Origin of the sequence: Kosakonia sp. SMBL-WEM22, assembly GCF_014490785.1 — a bacterium.
Lineage (GTDB): Bacteria > Pseudomonadota > Gammaproteobacteria > Enterobacterales > Enterobacteriaceae > Kosakonia.
Window position 1 is genome coordinate 3034867 of the sequence record NZ_CP051488.1, and the last position, 17669, is coordinate 3052535.

At 47.3% G+C, this 17669-nt stretch carries 17 protein-coding genes and 4 pseudogenes; 7 read left to right on the forward strand and 14 right to left on the reverse strand.

The window, feature by feature from the left end:
• Positions 1-219: 219 nt before the first annotated feature.
• The 4 genes from HF650_RS14560 to HF650_RS14575 all read right to left on the reverse strand — a co-directional run bounded on the left by HF650_RS14560 (position 220) and on the right by HF650_RS14575 (position 4284).
• Entirely contained in the window at positions 220-2160 is a 1941-nt protein-coding gene (locus HF650_RS14560; RefSeq protein WP_187799275.1) for a DUF2235 domain-containing protein, read from the reverse strand.
• Between the two features lie 160 nt (positions 2161-2320).
• Positions 2321-2560 carry a biofilm development regulator YmgB/AriR family protein gene (locus HF650_RS14565; protein ID WP_187799276.1) on the reverse strand — a complete coding sequence of 80 codons (240 nt, stop codon included), beginning with the start codon at positions 2558-2560 and terminating at the stop codon, positions 2321-2323.
• Positions 2561-3426: 866 nt separating this feature from the next.
• The gene (locus HF650_RS14570; RefSeq protein WP_187799277.1) at positions 3427-3696 is read right to left on the reverse strand and encodes a hypothetical protein; all 270 of its coding nucleotides are present in this window, start codon (positions 3694-3696) and stop codon (positions 3427-3429) included.
• A 345-nt stretch (positions 3697-4041) separates the two neighbouring features.
• A complete protein-coding gene (locus HF650_RS14575; RefSeq protein ID WP_249118851.1) occupies positions 4042-4284 on the reverse strand; it encodes a tlde1 domain-containing protein in 243 nt (80 codons plus the stop codon).
• A 715-nt stretch (positions 4285-4999) separates the two neighbouring features.
• Between HF650_RS14575 and HF650_RS14580 the strand changes: the two are divergent.
• Positions 5000-5167, forward strand: a pseudogene (locus HF650_RS14580) (CatA-like O-acetyltransferase); the annotation flags it as partial.
• A gap of 82 nt (positions 5168-5249) precedes the next feature.
• Here the strand turns inward: HF650_RS14580 and HF650_RS14585 are convergent.
• The 3 genes from HF650_RS14585 to HF650_RS14595 all read right to left on the reverse strand — a co-directional run bounded on the left by HF650_RS14585 (position 5250) and on the right by HF650_RS14595 (position 6552).
• A complete protein-coding gene (locus HF650_RS14585) occupies positions 5250-5720 on the reverse strand; it encodes an RES family NAD+ phosphorylase (RefSeq protein ID WP_187799278.1) in 471 nt (156 codons plus the stop codon).
• Positions 5717-6160, reverse strand: coding sequence for an antitoxin Xre/MbcA/ParS toxin-binding domain-containing protein (locus HF650_RS14590; protein ID WP_187799279.1), 444 nt, complete (start codon positions 6158-6160; stop codon positions 5717-5719). Before HF650_RS14590 ends, HF650_RS14585 begins: the two co-directional genes overlap by 4 nt.
• A 218-nt stretch (positions 6161-6378) precedes the next feature.
• Positions 6379-6552 carry a hypothetical protein gene (locus HF650_RS14595; protein ID WP_187799280.1) on the reverse strand — a complete coding sequence of 58 codons (174 nt, stop codon included), beginning with the start codon at positions 6550-6552 and terminating at the stop codon, positions 6379-6381.
• Positions 6553-6750: 198 nt separating this feature from the next.
• Between HF650_RS14595 and HF650_RS14600 the strand changes: the two genes are divergently transcribed.
• On the forward strand, positions 6751-7074 hold the full coding sequence (locus HF650_RS14600) for a hypothetical protein (protein WP_187799281.1): 324 nt from the start codon (positions 6751-6753) through the stop codon (positions 7072-7074).
• Positions 7075-7426: 352 nt separating this feature from the next.
• Positions 7427-8256: pseudogene (locus HF650_RS14605) on the forward strand (integrase core domain-containing protein).
• Between the two features lie 94 nt (positions 8257-8350).
• On the opposite strand, the gene HF650_RS14610 reads toward HF650_RS14605, so the two are convergent.
• On the reverse strand, positions 8351-8620 hold the full coding sequence (locus tag HF650_RS14610; protein WP_187799282.1) for a MarR family transcriptional regulator: 270 nt from the start codon (positions 8618-8620) through the stop codon (positions 8351-8353).
• A gap of 500 nt (positions 8621-9120) precedes the next feature.
• Between HF650_RS14610 and HF650_RS14615 the strand changes: the two genes are divergently transcribed.
• Together HF650_RS14615 and HF650_RS14620 are read left to right on the forward strand one after the other, a co-directional pair.
• Entirely contained in the window at positions 9121-9387 is a 267-nt protein-coding gene (locus HF650_RS14615; protein ID WP_249118871.1) for a DUF2778 domain-containing protein, read from the forward strand.
• A complete protein-coding gene (locus tag HF650_RS14620; RefSeq protein WP_187799284.1) occupies positions 9384-9731 on the forward strand; it encodes a hypothetical protein in 348 nt (115 codons plus the stop codon). Before HF650_RS14615 ends, HF650_RS14620 begins: the two co-directional genes overlap by 4 nt.
• Before the next feature lie 532 nt (positions 9732-10263).
• Here HF650_RS14620 and HF650_RS14625 read toward each other — a convergent pair.
• Positions 10264-10521, reverse strand: a pseudogene (locus tag HF650_RS14625) (DsbA family protein); the annotation flags it as partial.
• Between the two features lie 380 nt (positions 10522-10901).
• Between HF650_RS14625 and HF650_RS14630 the strand changes: the two are divergent.
• A complete protein-coding gene (locus tag HF650_RS14630) occupies positions 10902-11978 on the forward strand; it encodes a diguanylate cyclase (RefSeq protein WP_187799285.1) in 1077 nt (358 codons plus the stop codon).
• 514 nt (positions 11979-12492) lie between these two features.
• Here the strand turns inward: HF650_RS14630 and HF650_RS14635 are convergent.
• On the reverse strand, positions 12493-13512 hold the full coding sequence (locus tag HF650_RS14635; protein ID WP_223284331.1) for an anaerobic sulfatase maturase: 1020 nt from the start codon (positions 13510-13512) through the stop codon (positions 12493-12495).
• 101 nt (positions 13513-13613) lie between these two features.
• On the opposite strand from HF650_RS14635, the gene HF650_RS14640 reads away from it, so the two are divergent.
• A complete protein-coding gene (locus HF650_RS14640; RefSeq protein ID WP_187799286.1) occupies positions 13614-14000 on the forward strand; it encodes a DUF202 domain-containing protein in 387 nt (128 codons plus the stop codon).
• Positions 14001-14521: 521 nt separating this feature from the next.
• Here the strand turns inward: HF650_RS14640 and HF650_RS14650 are convergent.
• The 4 genes and pseudogenes from HF650_RS14650 to HF650_RS14665 all read right to left on the reverse strand — a co-directional run.
• Complete coding sequence (locus tag HF650_RS14650) at positions 14522-15568, reverse strand: methylated-DNA--[protein]-cysteine S-methyltransferase (protein WP_187799288.1); 1047 nt, start codon at positions 15566-15568, stop codon at positions 14522-14524.
• Positions 15552-16328 (reverse strand): isocitrate lyase/phosphoenolpyruvate mutase family protein, encoded by a 777-nt coding sequence (locus tag HF650_RS14655; RefSeq protein WP_187799289.1) that lies wholly within the window; start codon positions 16326-16328, stop codon positions 15552-15554. Before HF650_RS14655 ends, HF650_RS14650 begins: the two co-directional genes overlap by 17 nt.
• 342 nt (positions 16329-16670) lie before the next feature.
• Complete coding sequence (locus HF650_RS14660; RefSeq protein WP_187799290.1) at positions 16671-17039, reverse strand: STY0301 family protein; 369 nt, start codon at positions 17037-17039, stop codon at positions 16671-16673.
• Positions 17040-17084: 45 nt separating this feature from the next.
• Positions 17085-17599 (reverse strand): annotated as a pseudogene (locus HF650_RS14665) (helix-turn-helix domain-containing protein); the annotation flags it as partial.
• Between the last annotated feature and the right edge of the window lie 70 nt (positions 17600-17669).

Genomic DNA, 17669 nt, shown 5'->3' on the forward strand with positions numbered 1-17669 from the left:
ACTGATGACCAGCAATATGGTCAATCAGGAGCTTTTTGTATAACAGTCCGGGTTCCCTTTTGTGAAGTGTCGGTTGATGCTTTATCAACGGTTTGGGCTTCTTTTGGTGGATAGTATCCAGTTTCTGTCGGTGGGTTTAGTAATACACCAGCACCATTACAACCAGCCAAAGAGATTATACAACCTATTAAAAAATAGTATTTTTTTCGCATGTTACACCTATCTTTTTTTACCGTCCATGTTGTAAACCGTTCTTCGCCACTTTTCATCAGGGCGGTTTACAAACCCGATTGTTTCTGATGGTGATGCTCCACCCTGAATAGAACCGTTATTGTCAATCATAACAGAATTCCAGTTATCTGAAGTATGGATGTAATTCTTTGCGATTATATCAACTTCTTTATCGTTAAAATCTTCAGGATGACCACCTGAACGGACAGTTTTACCCATCGCAATAGCCTTATTGCAGAGAGGAATAAGGTCATCTGGAATATCGCTATCTGTTTGTTTTTCGAACGCTACTCCAGCCTCTTTTGCTGCATCGACCATTACCCGCAGAGTTATCTTTGACCAGTCATTTTTCACTACTCGATTGCGTAGCGTCAGCGCAGCAAAACTCCGCTTCTGAAGTTCACCATAATGATTAGATGGCATTCTATCGTCGTACCATGTCTCAACTGATATTTCGCTATTACGTAGAACGGGGGCAATGCTTGGATATGAGTTCATTATTGGCAATTGATCTTTCGCCTTGTGATAACTACGAGTCTGCTCATCTGGATAATTCAATGGGACAGTACTAGTTTCTGGTCGTGTCAGAAACAAATTCTCTTTAACTACAGGGTAATAGCCACCACCTATGTCGGAGTGCACCCCGGGAAGCGCCAATTCTGGCCATGCTGGTTTAACACTATTTAAAGCAAAATTGAATCGGCATTCATTAGCTGCTGTAATATGGAATACTTTCTCCGCAACGCCTGGACGTAGAATAATATTCACATCACCAGTATCAGCATTATGTGGGTTCAAACCATTTGTTGGAGTTCCGATGGCCGCGACGGTGTCAAAAATACCAATAAAACGATTTTTACCTGCCGGAGAACCTTCAAAAGTTGTGCCTCCCGTACCTGTCTGTATTGCGCTAATAATAGCAGCATCCTCTGATTGAACGCGGTTTGCAAAATGTCGTGTTGCAGCAGCCCCACGGCTAAAGCCGAAAATATCAAACTGAATTTTTTTTATAACAACGTCATAAGCTGATAATTCATCTTTTACAACTGTTAAGGCATGGCGTAACTTATGCGGTATTAAAGATATGGCTTTATCTGTTTTAGCTACAACTCCAGCGTCGGAGATCCCTAATCCCTGACCAATGAAACTATCTGATTTCCCCGCTTCAGTCCCTATACCGTCAATGTAAATACTGTACTGTGCTTCACGATTACCAAGTATGAGTTGATTTACATACAATTTGTTTAACCAATAGACGTTCGTATAATAACCCGTATAGCTGGTTGCTCCGACTCCCGAAAAACCAAAGTCGTCCTTAGCGCACTTACCGATAATCCCTTCCGCCTCCGAATTGGCAAGGTTGTAGTGTTTCGCCGTGCAAGCATCTAACATATTCGCGGTATTAACAGCATTATTTCCGGTGCCATCAAAAAAAACACCAAGTATTATTGTAATTCCTATTTTTTCTTTCTTTTTAGTTGCCTGAGCACGCTGTTCTGGTTGTTCCTCTTGTTTGGTCTTCCACTCAGCAGCTGTCGGGGCGTAATATGCAGGACGTCTCAGTTGCCGAGATATAACATATTTGAGGCGGGCCTGGAGAAGCGAAGGCAAGTCATTGCGAAGGTCACCGGATGCCGTCAGCACGCCTGACATATCATAACCGCTCATATTCTTTCTCAGCAGAACGAGTTTGCCGAACTTGATATCATTCAGCGTATCGCGATATGCCGCCCAAGGACGTTGCCAGTGGAAAATTTGACGCCTACTCACAAACTGGCTGTAGTTCTGTGGCAAATCCCACTTCTGAATTAATCGGTTTGGCTGCGCGGTATCTGCGAGGTTGCGGGCTGCTGTACCTGGATGGATAATGTGGGAAATATCCTCTAGATAGATGTCATCGAGTGATATTACCTGGCAATGATGAAGCATAATGTTCCTTTTGCGTTAACGTCCTGTGCTCAATTATTACTTTTTCATGACAATTAGCAAAGAAACTGTAACCCGCCCCCCCCAAAATGAGGGGTCGGACTGCCCACGTAAATCTATTAGGAGGTAATGGCAAACAGTTCAGGGAACGGGACCGAAAACGTCAGATATCATCAGGTGTACGGAGGACAATCATCTCAAGGGCGTTGCGCAGAATATCATTCCGGTTGACATCTGTTTCCGATCCCAGCCGCGCAATCAGTGCCAGGATGAGGTCCTTGTTAGTGACAACCGTTTTTGCCTCCTGCAGGGTAAAGGTTATCTCACTAATAACCTGCTCTGCATCAAGCGCATGCAGATTACCGTGATGAGCATGTTCTGATATAGCTGTCACTGTGTTCATTGGTCAACTCTCAAAAAAGCTCTGCGCATTCACAAGGCCTGACAACCAAATATACAGGCACGTGCACAACGTGCCTGCGTTTTTTTGTTCAACTTTGATGAAATAATTCTGAAGCAACAGGCATGTAACAGCCCCCGAAAAATATTTCGGATTGGGATTGTAAACGCTACAAGTAATGCTGATATGCCGCCTGCCATGAATGCACGCTGCCTTAAGAATAGTCGGGCCGGACAAGCCCGGCGGGACCGGGCGCGTCAGTGCTGTGCTTTATCGATCGCGGCCAGAATCTGCTCCGGTGACGCCAGCAGATAATCAGCGGCTATTTCCCCGATGCGGGCTTCCTGCTTTGGCGCTTTTTAAGGGACATCCGGGACGGAGAGGGCAGAGAGCGCGGCCATAATGTCCGCTTTGAGCGAGAGGCGGACAATCATCGAACAAAATTTAACATCACTGCTACAGTTTTACTTGTTGGGTAACGAGGCGAGGCATCGTCTTGATTTCGTGTAACATTGTCTGATTCGGAGTATGGTTTTGATAAATAAACTCGATCACTTAGTGCTCACTTGCCGCTCAATTGAGCAATGTAAGGATTTCTATACTCGTATTTGGATATGGAGGCCGTAATGTTCAACAATGGTCGTTGGGCTCTTCTTTTTGGTGACCAGAAAATAAATCTTCATGAGTATGGTAAGGAAATTGAACCTAAGACTCACCTGCCAGTACCCGGATCTCATAACCTGTGTTTTATAGTCAACAAACCAATCCAGGAAGTTCTGTCCCATCTTAAGGAGGAAAATGTTCATGTACTCGAAGGGCCTGTAACCAGTTTTTGTTGACCACTACATCACCTCTGATTGAGAGTTTACTCACTTAGTCGCGTGTCCACTATTGCTGGGTAAGATCACATTGTGCTTTGCGTTTACTATTACTATGTCTTTGTAGTACGTATCAGTACTTAATGTTTTGTAAACATAAGATCCATATGGTACAGGTGTTTTATTATCGTAGTAACGCCCCTCAAAGATACTTAAATCTGTACTCGTTTCATTTCCTCTTATATCCCAGTATTTGAAATCGGGTACATATGCTTGTACTGAAAATGTTAACAGTGCTAATAGCACTGCTATTATTTTCATTATCTTTTCCTATACGCTTTTACTATTTCATAATATACCCAATACGGAATAAGAGAATAAAGCATTACGCCTGCTATTAATGCCGTAAACCTTATCGGGTCTGCATACGGTTCATAGCAACAATCTAAGTACATATAGAGTTTTTGATACGATTTTTCCATAACCCAATATGTTATATTATAAAGTGGTTTAATATACGTTGTCATAAAAAACATACTAACAAAGCAAACTATATACTCCTATATTGACAATAATACGCATTGTTACTGAACCTTATTATTGAGTACATTACCAGTACTTGATAATAGCCAATACACTATATATATAATTTCATTCTTAACGTATTCAGCAATTTTCATAGTTATATTTTCCTTTTACATCTACATAACCATATGCAAGCAACTGAGATCGCGATCCCTGTACTTTTACCTTCCTTGTACATAATAACAACGCATCATGTACAGTATAAAAATCTACCTGCCTAACAAAGGTTATGCAACTTTCTGATATCCTGCTTCCATCTGGTCGGGTTGGGTGTAGTCTGAATCCACCACGTGAAATACCGTTTACATATGTTGTGTCAGTCATGGTTTGTGCACTGAATAGACCAAACCAGTGATTATGATTGCCGCCGGTAAAGCAGTTTATAATGTCAGCACGCTTTTGATTCCTCCATGTTCCTTGTGGTCAATCAACTATCCAGTACCTGCCAACTGGAACCGCCATATTCTCTTTGTAGGCACAATAGAGATCGTTAGTATATGGATTCAATCCGCTGAAAAAAGGGTATGCTGCTATAGCGTATACCTGCAAATTAACATATAAATTGTCGTAGTGATCATCGTAATTTTAGAATAATCATATCGTCCCTTCACGCTAACACTGTCGCCGCATGCTGAAGGAGGCATCCTTTTCTGTCTACCATCCGTAAGTTGCCGAAGGTACATGCGGCTCCATACCACTGGATAAATTTACCTATTACAAGCTATAGCACCATCAGACAGTTGTACTGGCTACTGTTCTGTAACGTGATATACATTCTTGATTTGCACCCTGATATTGGGGATTAAACTAGCTTTTATCGGCAGGAATGCATATAAGGATGTTTTTAAACATTTCTCTTCACAAAAAAGCTATAAAACTTACCATTGATTCTTTTAAGTCGTTATTTTTCTAATTGCACTATTATTTATTAACGGTACGGTTACCGCAGATAATGTTTCGGCTATTTCTCTAAGTCGTGATCTATGCACTTGATTACCCCATAATATTAGGCTTCCACTAAAAATGTTTGAGAGTAACAATTCAAAATGCAAAAAATAAAGCCGACTTATCCTGCTGGGCAAGGAAAGAGCATTTTGAGGCCTTTCAGTCGTTTGCGCAGTGTACATTTAGTCAAACCGTACAGTTAGATATTACCATCTTGTTAAAGGATATTAATGCTGTTGGCTGGAAAATCTATCCTACTTTGCAGCATATGCATACTACTCCTGGCGCTATAAAGCTTTTAAGAGAGCTGAAGTTCATCTTTACAGAAGCGTTTATTTTTTCTGTTAAAAACGTTCGCGTTTCAACCGACTGTCAAATCGGAAGGGAATTTCTTCTGAATCTTTTATAACCCTGTAATAATCCGGGTGTTCAGGATTCAATAGATAGTTAAATTCAACGGGTGATAATGCACTGGGAACGCGCAGTGCTATTGAGGAACCAGTAAAGCACCAGGCATCTCCATATGCTGCAAGTTCTGGCGGCGCTTCTTCATCTGCCCAGTTAGCCGGCAGTTCATCCATATTGGCTTTCTGAATCTGGACGTCTGGCACATCAATACGCAGTAACGTGAAGTAATCCATGATATGTGTTGCGCGCAGATGTACCAGCGTTTCAAGCATAGTCAGCGATGCTGCCTCTGACACATAAACCATTGCAGTACCTACATTGTTCCAACGGCCTCCCGCCTCTTTAGCTCCGTATCCCGTCCAGGCTGTAGAAAGATACTTTGTTTTTGTCAGCCGATAGAGAATCAAGAGTACACCCCATGTTCCAGACGGGTGATCAGCTTCATGACTTCATAAGCCCCGGTTTCGGATGCCATGAGTTCGGCAGGCACTTTCCAGCCCAGGGCACGGTTTGGTTCCTTCAGCCACTTCTGGGCTTCCTCCTTGTCCCCTTCAAACAGCTCCACCGCCCGATCAATGACACGGATTATGCGAACCAGTCGTTCGCTCTGGTCGGGAGTGAATCGCGCTTTTAAACTGCGGCCAAACGTCGTGGGTGGTATGCCTGACATTTTGCGCAGGTCATTTTGCGACATTTTTGCCCAGTCAACGATCAGGGTAGCGACTTTGCCATCCAGGCCTTCATTAATCTGGCCCACCAACGCAACACCGTCAGATGTATTTAACCCCGCCACCTGCCATAAACGCGGTGGCTTGGCCTGAGTCGTGGATAAGTTGAATGTTTTCATAAGCACCCTCCATTTGGAGGTTTAATTATATCCAAATGGTTGGTTGCGAGCAAATATCAACCGGTGATGGTTGTTGAAACTGATGTATCTGATGATCGCGATTATTCTGGTAATCGTGGATTACATAGAAAAATCTTCGCTTTCACAGGTAACCCGGCAGAGGCAGGGCGATATCCTGCTTTTGCCGGGTTCGGCAAGCCCGGCGGGAACCGGGCGCGTCAGTGCTGTGCTTTATCTATCGCCGACAGAATCTGCTCCGGTGACACCAGCCCGGCAAAGACAGTGATGGTTTCAGGCGAGGCATTCTCTGCCGGCATTATAATCAGGCCTGGCGTACCCGTGAGCGCCTGCGCGAGCGCATCGCTTTTTTCCAGAACAGGGGCATGGTCCACGGCGTGCAGCGCCTCCATGCTGGCGGCGTGAGGCGTTGGCTGTCGGTATCATCCTGAAGGATATGGAAGCTCGCGGGTAGGATGACAGGAATCAGAGGTGAAGATGTTTTGCTGAGCAGGTCAGTATAGGCAGTCAGGATACAGTTTTAAAAAGTCTCCCCCAGAAGTTATGCTTTCACCATGAAAGAAGGAGATCTTGTGGCAAGTGAATTGACAGAGAAAGACCTGCTGGATAATGGTTTTACCGTCAGGAACATATCCCGGCTCAGGGAAGTGCTGAGCAGGAATGAAAATACCGGCGAAACGCTTTCGGGACTGGTTGATGAATTAAGCAGACGTTTTTATGGCGGAGTCATCTCTCTGTTCCTTGTTCTGGCTCCGCTTATTTTTCTTCCTGTTTTTTATCCGCTTTCGCTGCTGCTGTATTACTTACCTGTCGCAATTTTCGGCATTATTGCGGTCTGGTATCTAATCCCCCTCGGTCTCTCATGGAAAGCATACCGGATGATGAAAAGCCGCTAGGCATTACTGCAGCTTTTCGTCATGCCCAGTTGGTAAAGCGTATGGCCAATTTGTGCCCCTTTCAACGTCGCCGAGGCACCTTTAATGACCAGTGCAGTCCGGCTCATGGTGATCACCTGTCTCATGAGGTAGTCGAAGAACTCCATCACGGCAACCTTCGCGCCGGCCAGGCCGCCTGGTTATCCATGACTTTCAGGTCCATGGTCAGTTGCTCACGCGCATGCTGTTATTGCTGCAGCTTCTGGCTGACCTGCACCAGACGTCCGGGTGCGCCAGCAGATTGACCTGCTCCCCGTTGATTAACACACCGCGATGTTAGTAGTGTCTTCATAAGCCACATGAGGACATCCCCATGAAGAAGCGTTTTTCCGACGAACAGATCATCAGTATTCTCCGCGAGGCCGAAGCCGGGGTTTCTGCCCGTAAGCACGCTATTTCCGACGCCACCTTTTACACTAGGCGTGAGAAGTACGGCGGTATGGAGGTGCCCGGGGTTAAGCGCTTGAGGTCGTCTGAGGAAGAGAACGCCAGACTCAGGAAGCTGCCTGCTGAAGCCATGCTGGGTAAGGAGGCGCTTCAGGTGGTTCTGGGGCGAAAGTACTGACGGCAGCCCAGAAGCGGGAAGCCGTGGTGCTGATGTGTGATGTGATCGGTCTGTCGCAACGTCGTGCCTGCAGGGTTGCAGGTTTGCCCCTGCCGTTATGAGGCTCAGCGTCCGGCTGCTGATGCATCTTTATCAGGGCGTATTACTGAGCTGGCGCTTGAACGCAGACGTTTTGGTTACCGGCGTATCTGGCAGTTGCTGCGTAGGGAAGGCCTTCACGTCAATCACAAGCTCGTGGCTATCCGACAACAAAAAGCAATGTTCAGGGCCCGGAATTTACCTGCCGCGCGCTTGATCAATGGGCCTTTGTGCATGGTGTGGAACTACGGCTTATCCAGCCAGGTAAGCCAACGCAAAACGGATTTATTGAGAGTGTCAACGGTCGCTTTCGGGATGAATGCCTGAATGAACACTGGTTCAGCGATATTCTTCATGCCCGGAAAACGATTAATGACTGGCGGCAGGATTATAACGAGTGCCGTCCCCATTCATCGCAGGATTACCAGACACCAGCTGAATTCGCAACGAACTGGCGAAACAGGAAATACGAAGAAAAACCAACCGACATTACTAACTGAAGGTTGTATCTAATCTTTGGGCAAAGGTACCGGAAACGGCCCTCAGGCCGCAGAATGGCGCTGAGGGCCTCTGCGGGGGTGCGGCCAAGAGATGTTATGGTAAGTCGACACGGTGTTGCTCGCTAATACTGTTCAGCAATAAATGGCCTGGTTCCGATACACGATAACGTGGTCTCGATGGGTTTTCGTTATAAACAACATCAACCACCCCCTTATTTACCAGGCGGGTTACGATGTTAGCCACATTGCCAAATCCGGGGATACCCCGAGTAGCAAGTGTGCGATCAAGTATTATCCAGGTCCAGTCGATGTCTTTTTCTGCCATGACTTTCAGGACAATAAATTCAGTATTGGTTATCGTCATTTCAGGACATCCGGGTGGAATAAATTACCGTCTTTGCGTTTAAAATCTTCCAGCGTTGCCGTATGGGCATTGTTCCACATATTATAACCAGCCACACCTTCCGGTTCACCCGTTTCCCATCCCAGATACAGTAACGGCGATACTCCCGACAATCATGAGTAATCCAGTCATCTCCACACAGGGGCCCCTGAGAGAGGCATCGCTTTGCTCTGCACCGCTTTATGGGGCTTTTTGCCCCTCGCGGATTTCTCGGCCAGACTTGAAGTATGCCATTCCTGCGGTTCCGGCACGGATCTCCAAAATTATGAACCCCGTTGTTAAGCCCGTTAAAGATGGCGGGCTTTTTTATTCTCGAAATTGTATAGAATGTTAATTTCAAAATTCATGGAGGCTGAGTTATGACTTGGGTTTTTCAGCAGAGTACAGGGAATTTAAGCAGAAATGGACGCTTTCTGCTTAAAGGTTATGCGGGAAAAGGCCCCGGAAAGTTCAACCCAAACATGGAAGGGAGACCTGATGTTGGCCCATTATCGAGAGGTAAATACGTAATTACAGGGCACCCATTCCATCATCCTCATACAGGCGGATACTCTATAAGGTTACAGCCTGATCCCGGAAATAATATGTTTGGTCGTTCTGGTTTTCTAATTCATGGGGACAGCGTGAAGCATCCAGGGCAGGCTTCAAATGGTTGCATCATTCTGCCACTGCCAATTAGGCAGCAGATATGGAACAGCGGAGATAAACAGGTCGAGGTGGTGAGATGAAGAAAGTTATAGCCCTTTTTGCAATAGTGCTGCTTCCAGGTTTCGTATTTGCAAAATCAAATGGACCTGATTGCCATTCCTGGCCTATGAACATGACAGAAGGCTGGATGAAAAACTCGGGAATTGTTGATATCACAAACTTGGATGAGGCAAAAACGAAGTATTCATTATTGGCATCAGAGAAAAAGGGAAAAGATCTTTACACTCAGGTATATCATTTCACTTTCTATGACAAAAGCGGTCACTCCTATGAGGTAATTACGACCAGCGATGCTTCTAATGAGGAGTGCTCAATGGGAAGCGTAAACAGCTATCTGGTTTCTAAGCACGATATAAATTATTAGGCATTGTTGAAAAGGCTCTTCTTGAGATCCTCCAGTGATCGTCATAGTCTCTTGACCCAGAAACGAAAAATCCGCCAGTAAGGCGGATTTTTCGAAGGATCTCAGTGTCAGCAAACATTTTGAACCTGTGGTAACTGGCTTGGAGGAGCACAGTAACCAAAACTGTTCTTTCAGTGTAGTCGCATCGCACCCGAAATTTCGAGAGTCTCCTCCTCTAAATCAGTTACCAGTGGCGTTAAGTCGTGCCTTTCCGGGTTGGACTCAAGTGACAGCGCAGCGGTCGGGCTGAACCGGCGGGGCTTGCATAGAGCCCAGCCTGGAGCGAACGACCTACATCGAGCCGAGATACCTACAGTGTGAGCTATGAGAAAGCGCCACACTTCCCGCAAGGGAGAAAGGCGGTCAGGTATCCGGTTAAACGACAGGGTCGGACACACATCAATCTGACAGGTGATTATATATGTAAAAGCAACCGGATACCGGCTTCCGGTAAGTTTCGTCGGCTGAGGCCAGCTAAAGTTGAAAGGTCAACCATGCCCGGTGCCAGTCTGCGGCAGAACACACACTGATAGTCAAAGAACTCAATCACGGCGACCTTCGCGCCGGCCGGGCCGGTCACCGGCTTGTCTGCATCCCTGAGCAGTGCCGCCTGGTTATTCATAACTTTCAGCCTCATGCCCAGCTGCTCACGCTGTTGTTGCTGCAGCTTCTGGCTGACCTGCACCAGAACGTCCGGGCGCGCCAGCAGATAGTCAGCGGCTATTTTCCCGATCCGGGCTTCCTGCTCTGGCGGGGTCTGCCATACAAACAGACCGTCTTACTGCACAGGATGGTCAGATAACTCATTACGATAGATGGCAACGCTTCCTGATTTTTACGTGCCGGGTGGAGCTATGTGCATCACGCTGAATACTATCGTTGAAGCGAGCATTTGCTTTGGTTGAGCCGGAAGCGTGATGAGGACATGTTTCCGGGACAGAGGGCATGGCAACAAGTTCCGTTACTCAGCTCACCGGAGACTAGTCAATCAGTGTTTAAAATTTAAAAACGTGACGAAATCGGGTTTCGGGGAAATATTACAATTAATTTTCATTCAAAATAAATTCAAAGTGGATAAATCTCATTTGCTTATCTTAAGATGTGCTTCCTTATCCACGATAGTGGCTGTCCATGACCTACTACTCGCCTGACGAAAAGCACCTGAAGCTGCGTTCCCAGCGTTTTGTACGCCGAATGTTTATGATGCGGCAGTTGGGTACAGTGCTGTGCTATGTGCCGATCCTCTCAGTATTGAAAGAGGCCGGATACGGCATACCTTCTATTCTTCTGTTGTCTGCAAATGCTTTTGTCTGGCCATGGATAGCCTGCCTTCGGGCTACGCGATCTGCAGATCCAGCGTCTGCAGAAAAGAAAAATTTAACGGCTGACGCGTTCCTTGGCGGTATCTGGGTGGCTCTGATGCAAATGAGTCCGTTTCCGTCGTGCATTATCATGGCTGTTCTTGCTTCAGACCGCTACGCAGCAGGAGGTCTAACGCAATTAAAATCCGCTGTTAAGGCATTTCTGTGCGCATTTTTACCGCTATGGCTAATAAAGGGGGGGGGAGTTAACCTCGAGTTAACCCCGCGTACCGTCTGGCTCACACTGCCACTGGCAACTTTTTATATACTGGCATTGAGCATTGCATCTTATAACCTGACATTGAAGCTGCGAAAACGTAATCATGAACTGGAGCGAATCGCGCTGATGGATCCCGAGCTGGAGATCCCCAACCGTCGCATGTTTGACCGTCGTCTGGAAAGTGAGTATCTGAGTACGCTACGTGGTGATAGTTCTGGTTATCTGTTACTGATGGATCTGGATTATTTCAAATCAGTTAACGATACATGGGGCCATGAAGCAGGCGACTTTCTCCTTACCCAGATCTCCCGCGTGCTGCGTAATCACATAGGGTACAAAGATACCCCCGCGCGTTTTGGTGGCGATGAACTGGGCGTGATCGTACACAATGCCAGCGATCTATCGGTAATGATACTGGCGAGACGGTTACAGAAAAAAATCGGGGAGATTCGCTTACCGGCATCATCGGAATTCCGCTGCACAATGAGTATTGGCATCGCATCAGCAGCTGAAGCTGGTTCCATTTATGACTGGCTACGTCATGCCGATACAGCATTGTATAAAGTAAAACGCTCCGGACGAGATGGCGTGTGCTTATGGCAGCCTCCGTTAAGTGCAGAAGACTGAAGCATCGTCTACAGGCCACACCAGGCTCACAAAGTCAGTCAGACAGTCGCCCTTTGCTTTAGTCATAACGTCACGCCGGCGGATCAGTGGCACCAGTGATCTGTTCGTTCGCGGCCAGTATCTGCTCAGGTAAAGCCAGACCCGTAGACCGTAATGCTTTTAGACACAAGGTTGTGCACCGGATGATACCCGGTCCTGGTGTACCGGGTACCTTCGATATACGCGCTGTAGTTTTATTCCGTTGTGATATGTCAGTATCATTTGCGCCTTTGGTCTTCCAGACTACAATGCCGTATTGTTCCGCGAGGCACACCGGCTCCTATTTATCGGTCGCACCTGAAAATACGCGGGATACCCGGGGCAGGTCAGCCCATATATAGGTAGGACAGAAGCTATCTGTTTCTCAAAGGCATTGCGCTGATTGTATTAATCGGATCTGACGTCCGCTCCTGCACGAAGCGGACGTGCTAACTGAGCTGAAGGTCCGATTGGAGCGAAAAGCAGAAGTTAGCTGTTACGGACCTGGGACAGAATTGTCCCGGGAGGCAATAGCACTAGCCACCTGCATTACGTCGGCTGGCGGTCGCTGCATTTTTATTTGGTCTGCCATATAACGCATATATGGATTGATGTGGCTGAAAATCGCTTTATAGCCTGCACACAGGTGGTTATGCCAGCGCTCACCCATTTTATGGATACGATGTTTAGGGCAGCCGCCATGGCAAGCAAATCGCCATTCACAACGCATACACTCAGCACTCACCTCTGTTTTGGCCAGCCCAAACTTACGCTGCTGTTTGCTGGCGGCCATCTTCCTCAGGCTGTCACGACGCAGATTTCCCAACCGGTGTTCCGGGTAGACATAATGATCGCAGCTGTAGACATCACCGTTTTGTTCCACGACCAAGCCAAAACCACAGGACGACTGCATCACACACAGAGAGGGCTTTTCCCCCAGCCAGGCCGCGAGCGCACTATCAAACATCTGCACATACACGCGACCAACGTCCCTGCGTACCCAAAAATCAAAGACGCCTTTCATGAATTGCCCCCATTGCTCGCCGGATACTGACCACTCAGTGACGGAGCCAGTAAGTGTCTGCGGGTAGAGCAATTCACCGTATTTCTCGTTCGCCGGACGTTGTTCTACGGCCGGGATAAACTGAATAAATTCAGCCTTCAGCTCACGGGTCAGATACTCGTAGATTTCCTGTGGATGTTCGGCGGTGACGTTGTTGACGACGGTCAGAACATTCACATCGATATGATGTTCCTTCAGCAAAGCCACAGCCCGCAGCACTTTGTCGAAAACAGACTGCTCGCTTCGGGTTTTGCGGTAACGGTCATGCAACCAGGCGGGTCCATCAATTGACAGCCCCACCAGAAACTGGTTTTTTGCCAGAAATACTGCCCATGCTTCATCAATCAGCACTCCGTTAGTCTGGATGCTGTTACTGATACGTTTCTTTCCTGCATATCTTCCTGGACGATACCAGGGTGATTCGATCGCCACGCGCATGTCACAGCTGTTCATGATTGAGTTTTTGTGCACGGAAATCACCCGCCACAACCTGCGCGACAGCGCATCGACCGGACTGTCGATTAAAGAATTGTTGATAAAAGAAAGGATTAAACGTGAGTCTACAGGATAACACGCAGTCAACACGCCCAAAGGGAAAGTGGTGGCTTGCAGGCCCCCCCGATTATCGTTTTACGCTCGCCAATGAGCGTACATTTCTTGCCTGGATCCGTACCGCGCTGGCGTTAATGGCTGGTGCTGTCGGCATCGAGCAGTTCTCTCCCCAGTTATCTTCTGCCGAACTGCGTATTGGCATCTCAACGTTGCTCCTGGTAGCAGCATCAACCATGGGATTTATGGCCTGGCGACGCTGGCGCCGGAATGAATACGCCATGCGCCTGGAAAGCAATTTACCCTACACCCGTGCGCTGGTCATTCTGGCGGCGCTTATGGTTTTACTCGCAATATTACTGGGCGTGTTATTGTGGCAGGGAAGACCCTGATGAAAAGAGATCCGGGCCTGCAACCGGAGCGTACGCATCTGTCCTGGCGCAGAACGGGATGGTCGATGATGATACCTGGTTTGCTGTGTTTGCGAGGCTGGAGCCATACCGGTAATGCACTATACGTACTGGCAGCAATAGTGTTGCTGGGGGGCGCTCTGGCGATGTTTTGTGGATTCGCGAAGGGTCGTCATAACACTGTTTCGCTGATTATTGTTGCATCCGGGTCATTGCTCGTCCTGATGCTGCTATCTCAAATAGATAGAGGCCACTGATTTTTTCCCATAATTTACAATACACAATGTTAGCATTGCTTATGGTGCTAAATAGCTCGAGCCTGACTTCAGGACAGAGCAAACCATAACCTTTCAAAGTCCGCTTCTGGCACTAATCAGACATACGCTCAGGACAATGTCCGCTATGAGCGAGAAGCGGACCTTTAGTTGCAAACCCTCGAAAGGCACAAGAACCAAGCCCTCAAACAGAGAATACGTTTCTGGCTAAATGGGATCACCAGATCATCAAATGTTGCTTCTCTCATGATCAATGAGCCATTCTTTACGAGAAATGCCACCACCATAACCGGTCATCTTTCCATCTTTTCCAATTATTCTATGACAAGGGATCACAATCGCAATCCGGTTTGCACCATTAGCAGCAGCGACTGCACGTACGGCATTTGGCTTATGAATCCGTAGTGAAATCGCCTGATAGTGTGAGGTCTGCCCATAAGGAACAGCACGCAACTCATGCCATACAGATTGTTGAAAATCACTGCCCGGAGCATCTATAGAGAGTTCAAACTGTCGGCGAGTTCCGGCAAAATACTCGCTCATTTCTTTTACTGTCTGCCGCGTATGGCTGTTTTCTCCGGTGACAATTCTGGCGTTAAATAAACGCTGGATATCGCGAAATTCCGTTTCTAACATCCGGCGATCGGTAAATTCCAGCAGGCAGACTCCCCGCTCTGTAGCACAGACAAACATAGGCCCAAGCGTAGTGGTAAACCTGTGAATGACAATCACCTTGGTTACCTGAGTCGGAGCTGCTCCAGTAAGCCGCTTATAGGTGTAACCAAACCCGCTCAGGGATTCGTAGCCATTGTCCAGCGCAACGTCAGTAGCTGCTCGTCCGCTTTTCAGCTCCTGCAGGGCAACATTCACCCGTTGCATTCGCTGGAAAGCCTGAAAAGTGATGCCGTGATGTTGAAGGAACCAGCGTCTCACCCGCTCCGGACTGATTCCGTGCTGGCGAAGCTGCTCGTCAGCTACACGGGATTTAATATCACGCCTGACAAGCGCAAGCGCCTGTTCAACAAATAATGGCGCGCTGTGCGCATTTTCAGCGGGCCTACAGACCTTACATGGACGGAAGCCGGCCGCAAGAGCAGATTTGGCATTCTTATAAAATTCGACGTTTTCGCGTTTGGGTTTTCGTGCCCGGCAGACAGAAATGCAGAATACGCCGGTGGTTTTGACGCCAACAAAAAAAACGCCGGTATATTCTGAAGCTCGTTCGAGTAATGCCTGATACCAGATATCACACAAATTCTTATCGATTATTTTCATCGCCAAAAAGTCCTTCAAACGTCTGACGAGTTCGAATCGCATGCATTACATCAGCCAGCTTTGACTGCATGGCTGAATGAACAAAATTGCCCATTGAAACGCGGCTTACCCCGACCATTTTCAGCCTGTCAAACGACGGAAGATTAGGCATGCACATGACATTCAGAGGCAGCTCTGTTGCCTCTGCTATGAGGCTGATGTCTTTCTCCGACGTCAGACAGGGAACAAAAAGTCCGTCAGCACCTGCAGCTTTATAGCTCTGCCCCCGAAATATCGTCTCCTGCAATGCATCTTCATGCCCGAGCAGGTAAGTATCAGTCCGGATGTTCAGAAACAGGTTACAATTTTTGCTTTTCAGCTTAGTGCATATTTTTCTCAGATTACGGGAAAAATCAGAGACATCGTCAAGCTGACGCCCCCCATTCATCACTCTACTGTCTTCAAGGTTAACGCCTGATACGCCGGTCTGAGCAAGGCGCCTGAAATTGGTTGCTATTTCTTCGGCTGAATCACCATATCCTGCTTCCATGTCAACGCTCAATGGCAGGTTGCTGACAGCTCGGATACGGGTAACTATATAAAATAACTCATCAAACGGCATTCCCTGACCGTCTTCATATCCCAGAGTATACGCTATTGCTGCACTGGACGTTCCCAATACCTGATAACCTGCTTTTTGCGCTGCGACAGCACTAGCGGCGTCCCAAACGTTAGCGATCAGAAGGGGTTGGTGCTGGTTGTGTAGTTCTGCAAAATTCATATTCATTTCCTCTCAATAGATTGAAAATGAATCTAAGCATTCAGTAGGAACCTCACAACCGAAATTCAGACGACCATTTTTTAGCAAGCGTAGTCTGAGTTCGGGGCGGGTCAGACCGAAATCTTTCAACGTCCGCTTCTGGCAGAGTACGGACAGAAAGCAAGGTCATGGGGTCCGCTATGAGCGAGAAGCGGACTTAGCGGTTGTTCTCAGTACCATGAAGAGCTAGTTAAACCTAATTGTATTAATCAAATGGGAGCAGGTCAGTGCTATCATTTATGTTTCTGTGGGAAAAAAATTGCCAGAAACACCGGCAGGGCGATATCTGGCAATAAGATGGATTTATTCGCAGGAGGCGTAAAACTCTTCTTTGCTGTATCCATACCACGCGGAACATTTTTTTGCTGTGTCCGGCACCTTTTGAACGATGGTCTTTTCACTTCCGGTGTAGTGGCATACAAGATACAGAGGCATATTATTTTCCCGGGCATAGTCCTGGTAATCTTTTAGCGTCCACTCTGTTTTATCCTGCGTATCCGGCATTAACTCGCCAAGATTTTTTGGCAACCCCTGAAAAAGGCTTACATCGTTAAGCCTGTGCGGCTTGTTATTAACCTGGAGTGAGTCCGGACAGGTGATTCCTTTTGCGCTTGCTACGCCAGAGAACAACATAATCGCAGCACTTAGCAACGCTGCTTTACTCCACGACATAATAATTTACTCCATTGTTTTCAGCGCGAGGGGATGACCTGAAAAAGTTTCGTGTGACACATGCCTTTCCTGATTATCCGGATAACAGCGTTTCAGCCAACCGGCGATCTGTTCCGGAGACCAGTCCTGATGCATCTTCTCTGCAATGATTTTACACAATGCGGGGCTTTCAATTAGCATGCAAGGTTTTGGTCTCAGTGCATTTTCCCACGCAGTAGCATCGGCTTTGCTGCACGGTATTGTTTTGCAACACCGTGCCTCCTGACCTCGCGGCTAATCGTTGAGGGCGCTTTTGATAATTTGGCGGCAATGTCCCTGATACTGAGTTTTCCTACCAGCCCTCTGGATACCTCCTCTCTTTCATCAAGCGAAAGCGCTAATCGGTGCCATTTTCGCACGGGAGGACGGTAGCCGCCTGTCTGGTGGATAGTGGGCATAATGGAAGAATGATATCTGTCGAACACTCTGGCGATATCATGCAGAGAATCACCTTGCTTATATCTGTCCCAGATAATTGCTTTCTGCTCTGGCGTGTAGTTAATCCGAGTTCTTCGTTTCATGGCAACGTCCCCCTTGATTAAGGATAGCGTTGCATCGACCCATTGAACTCCCAACAAAAAGCGGACTCCC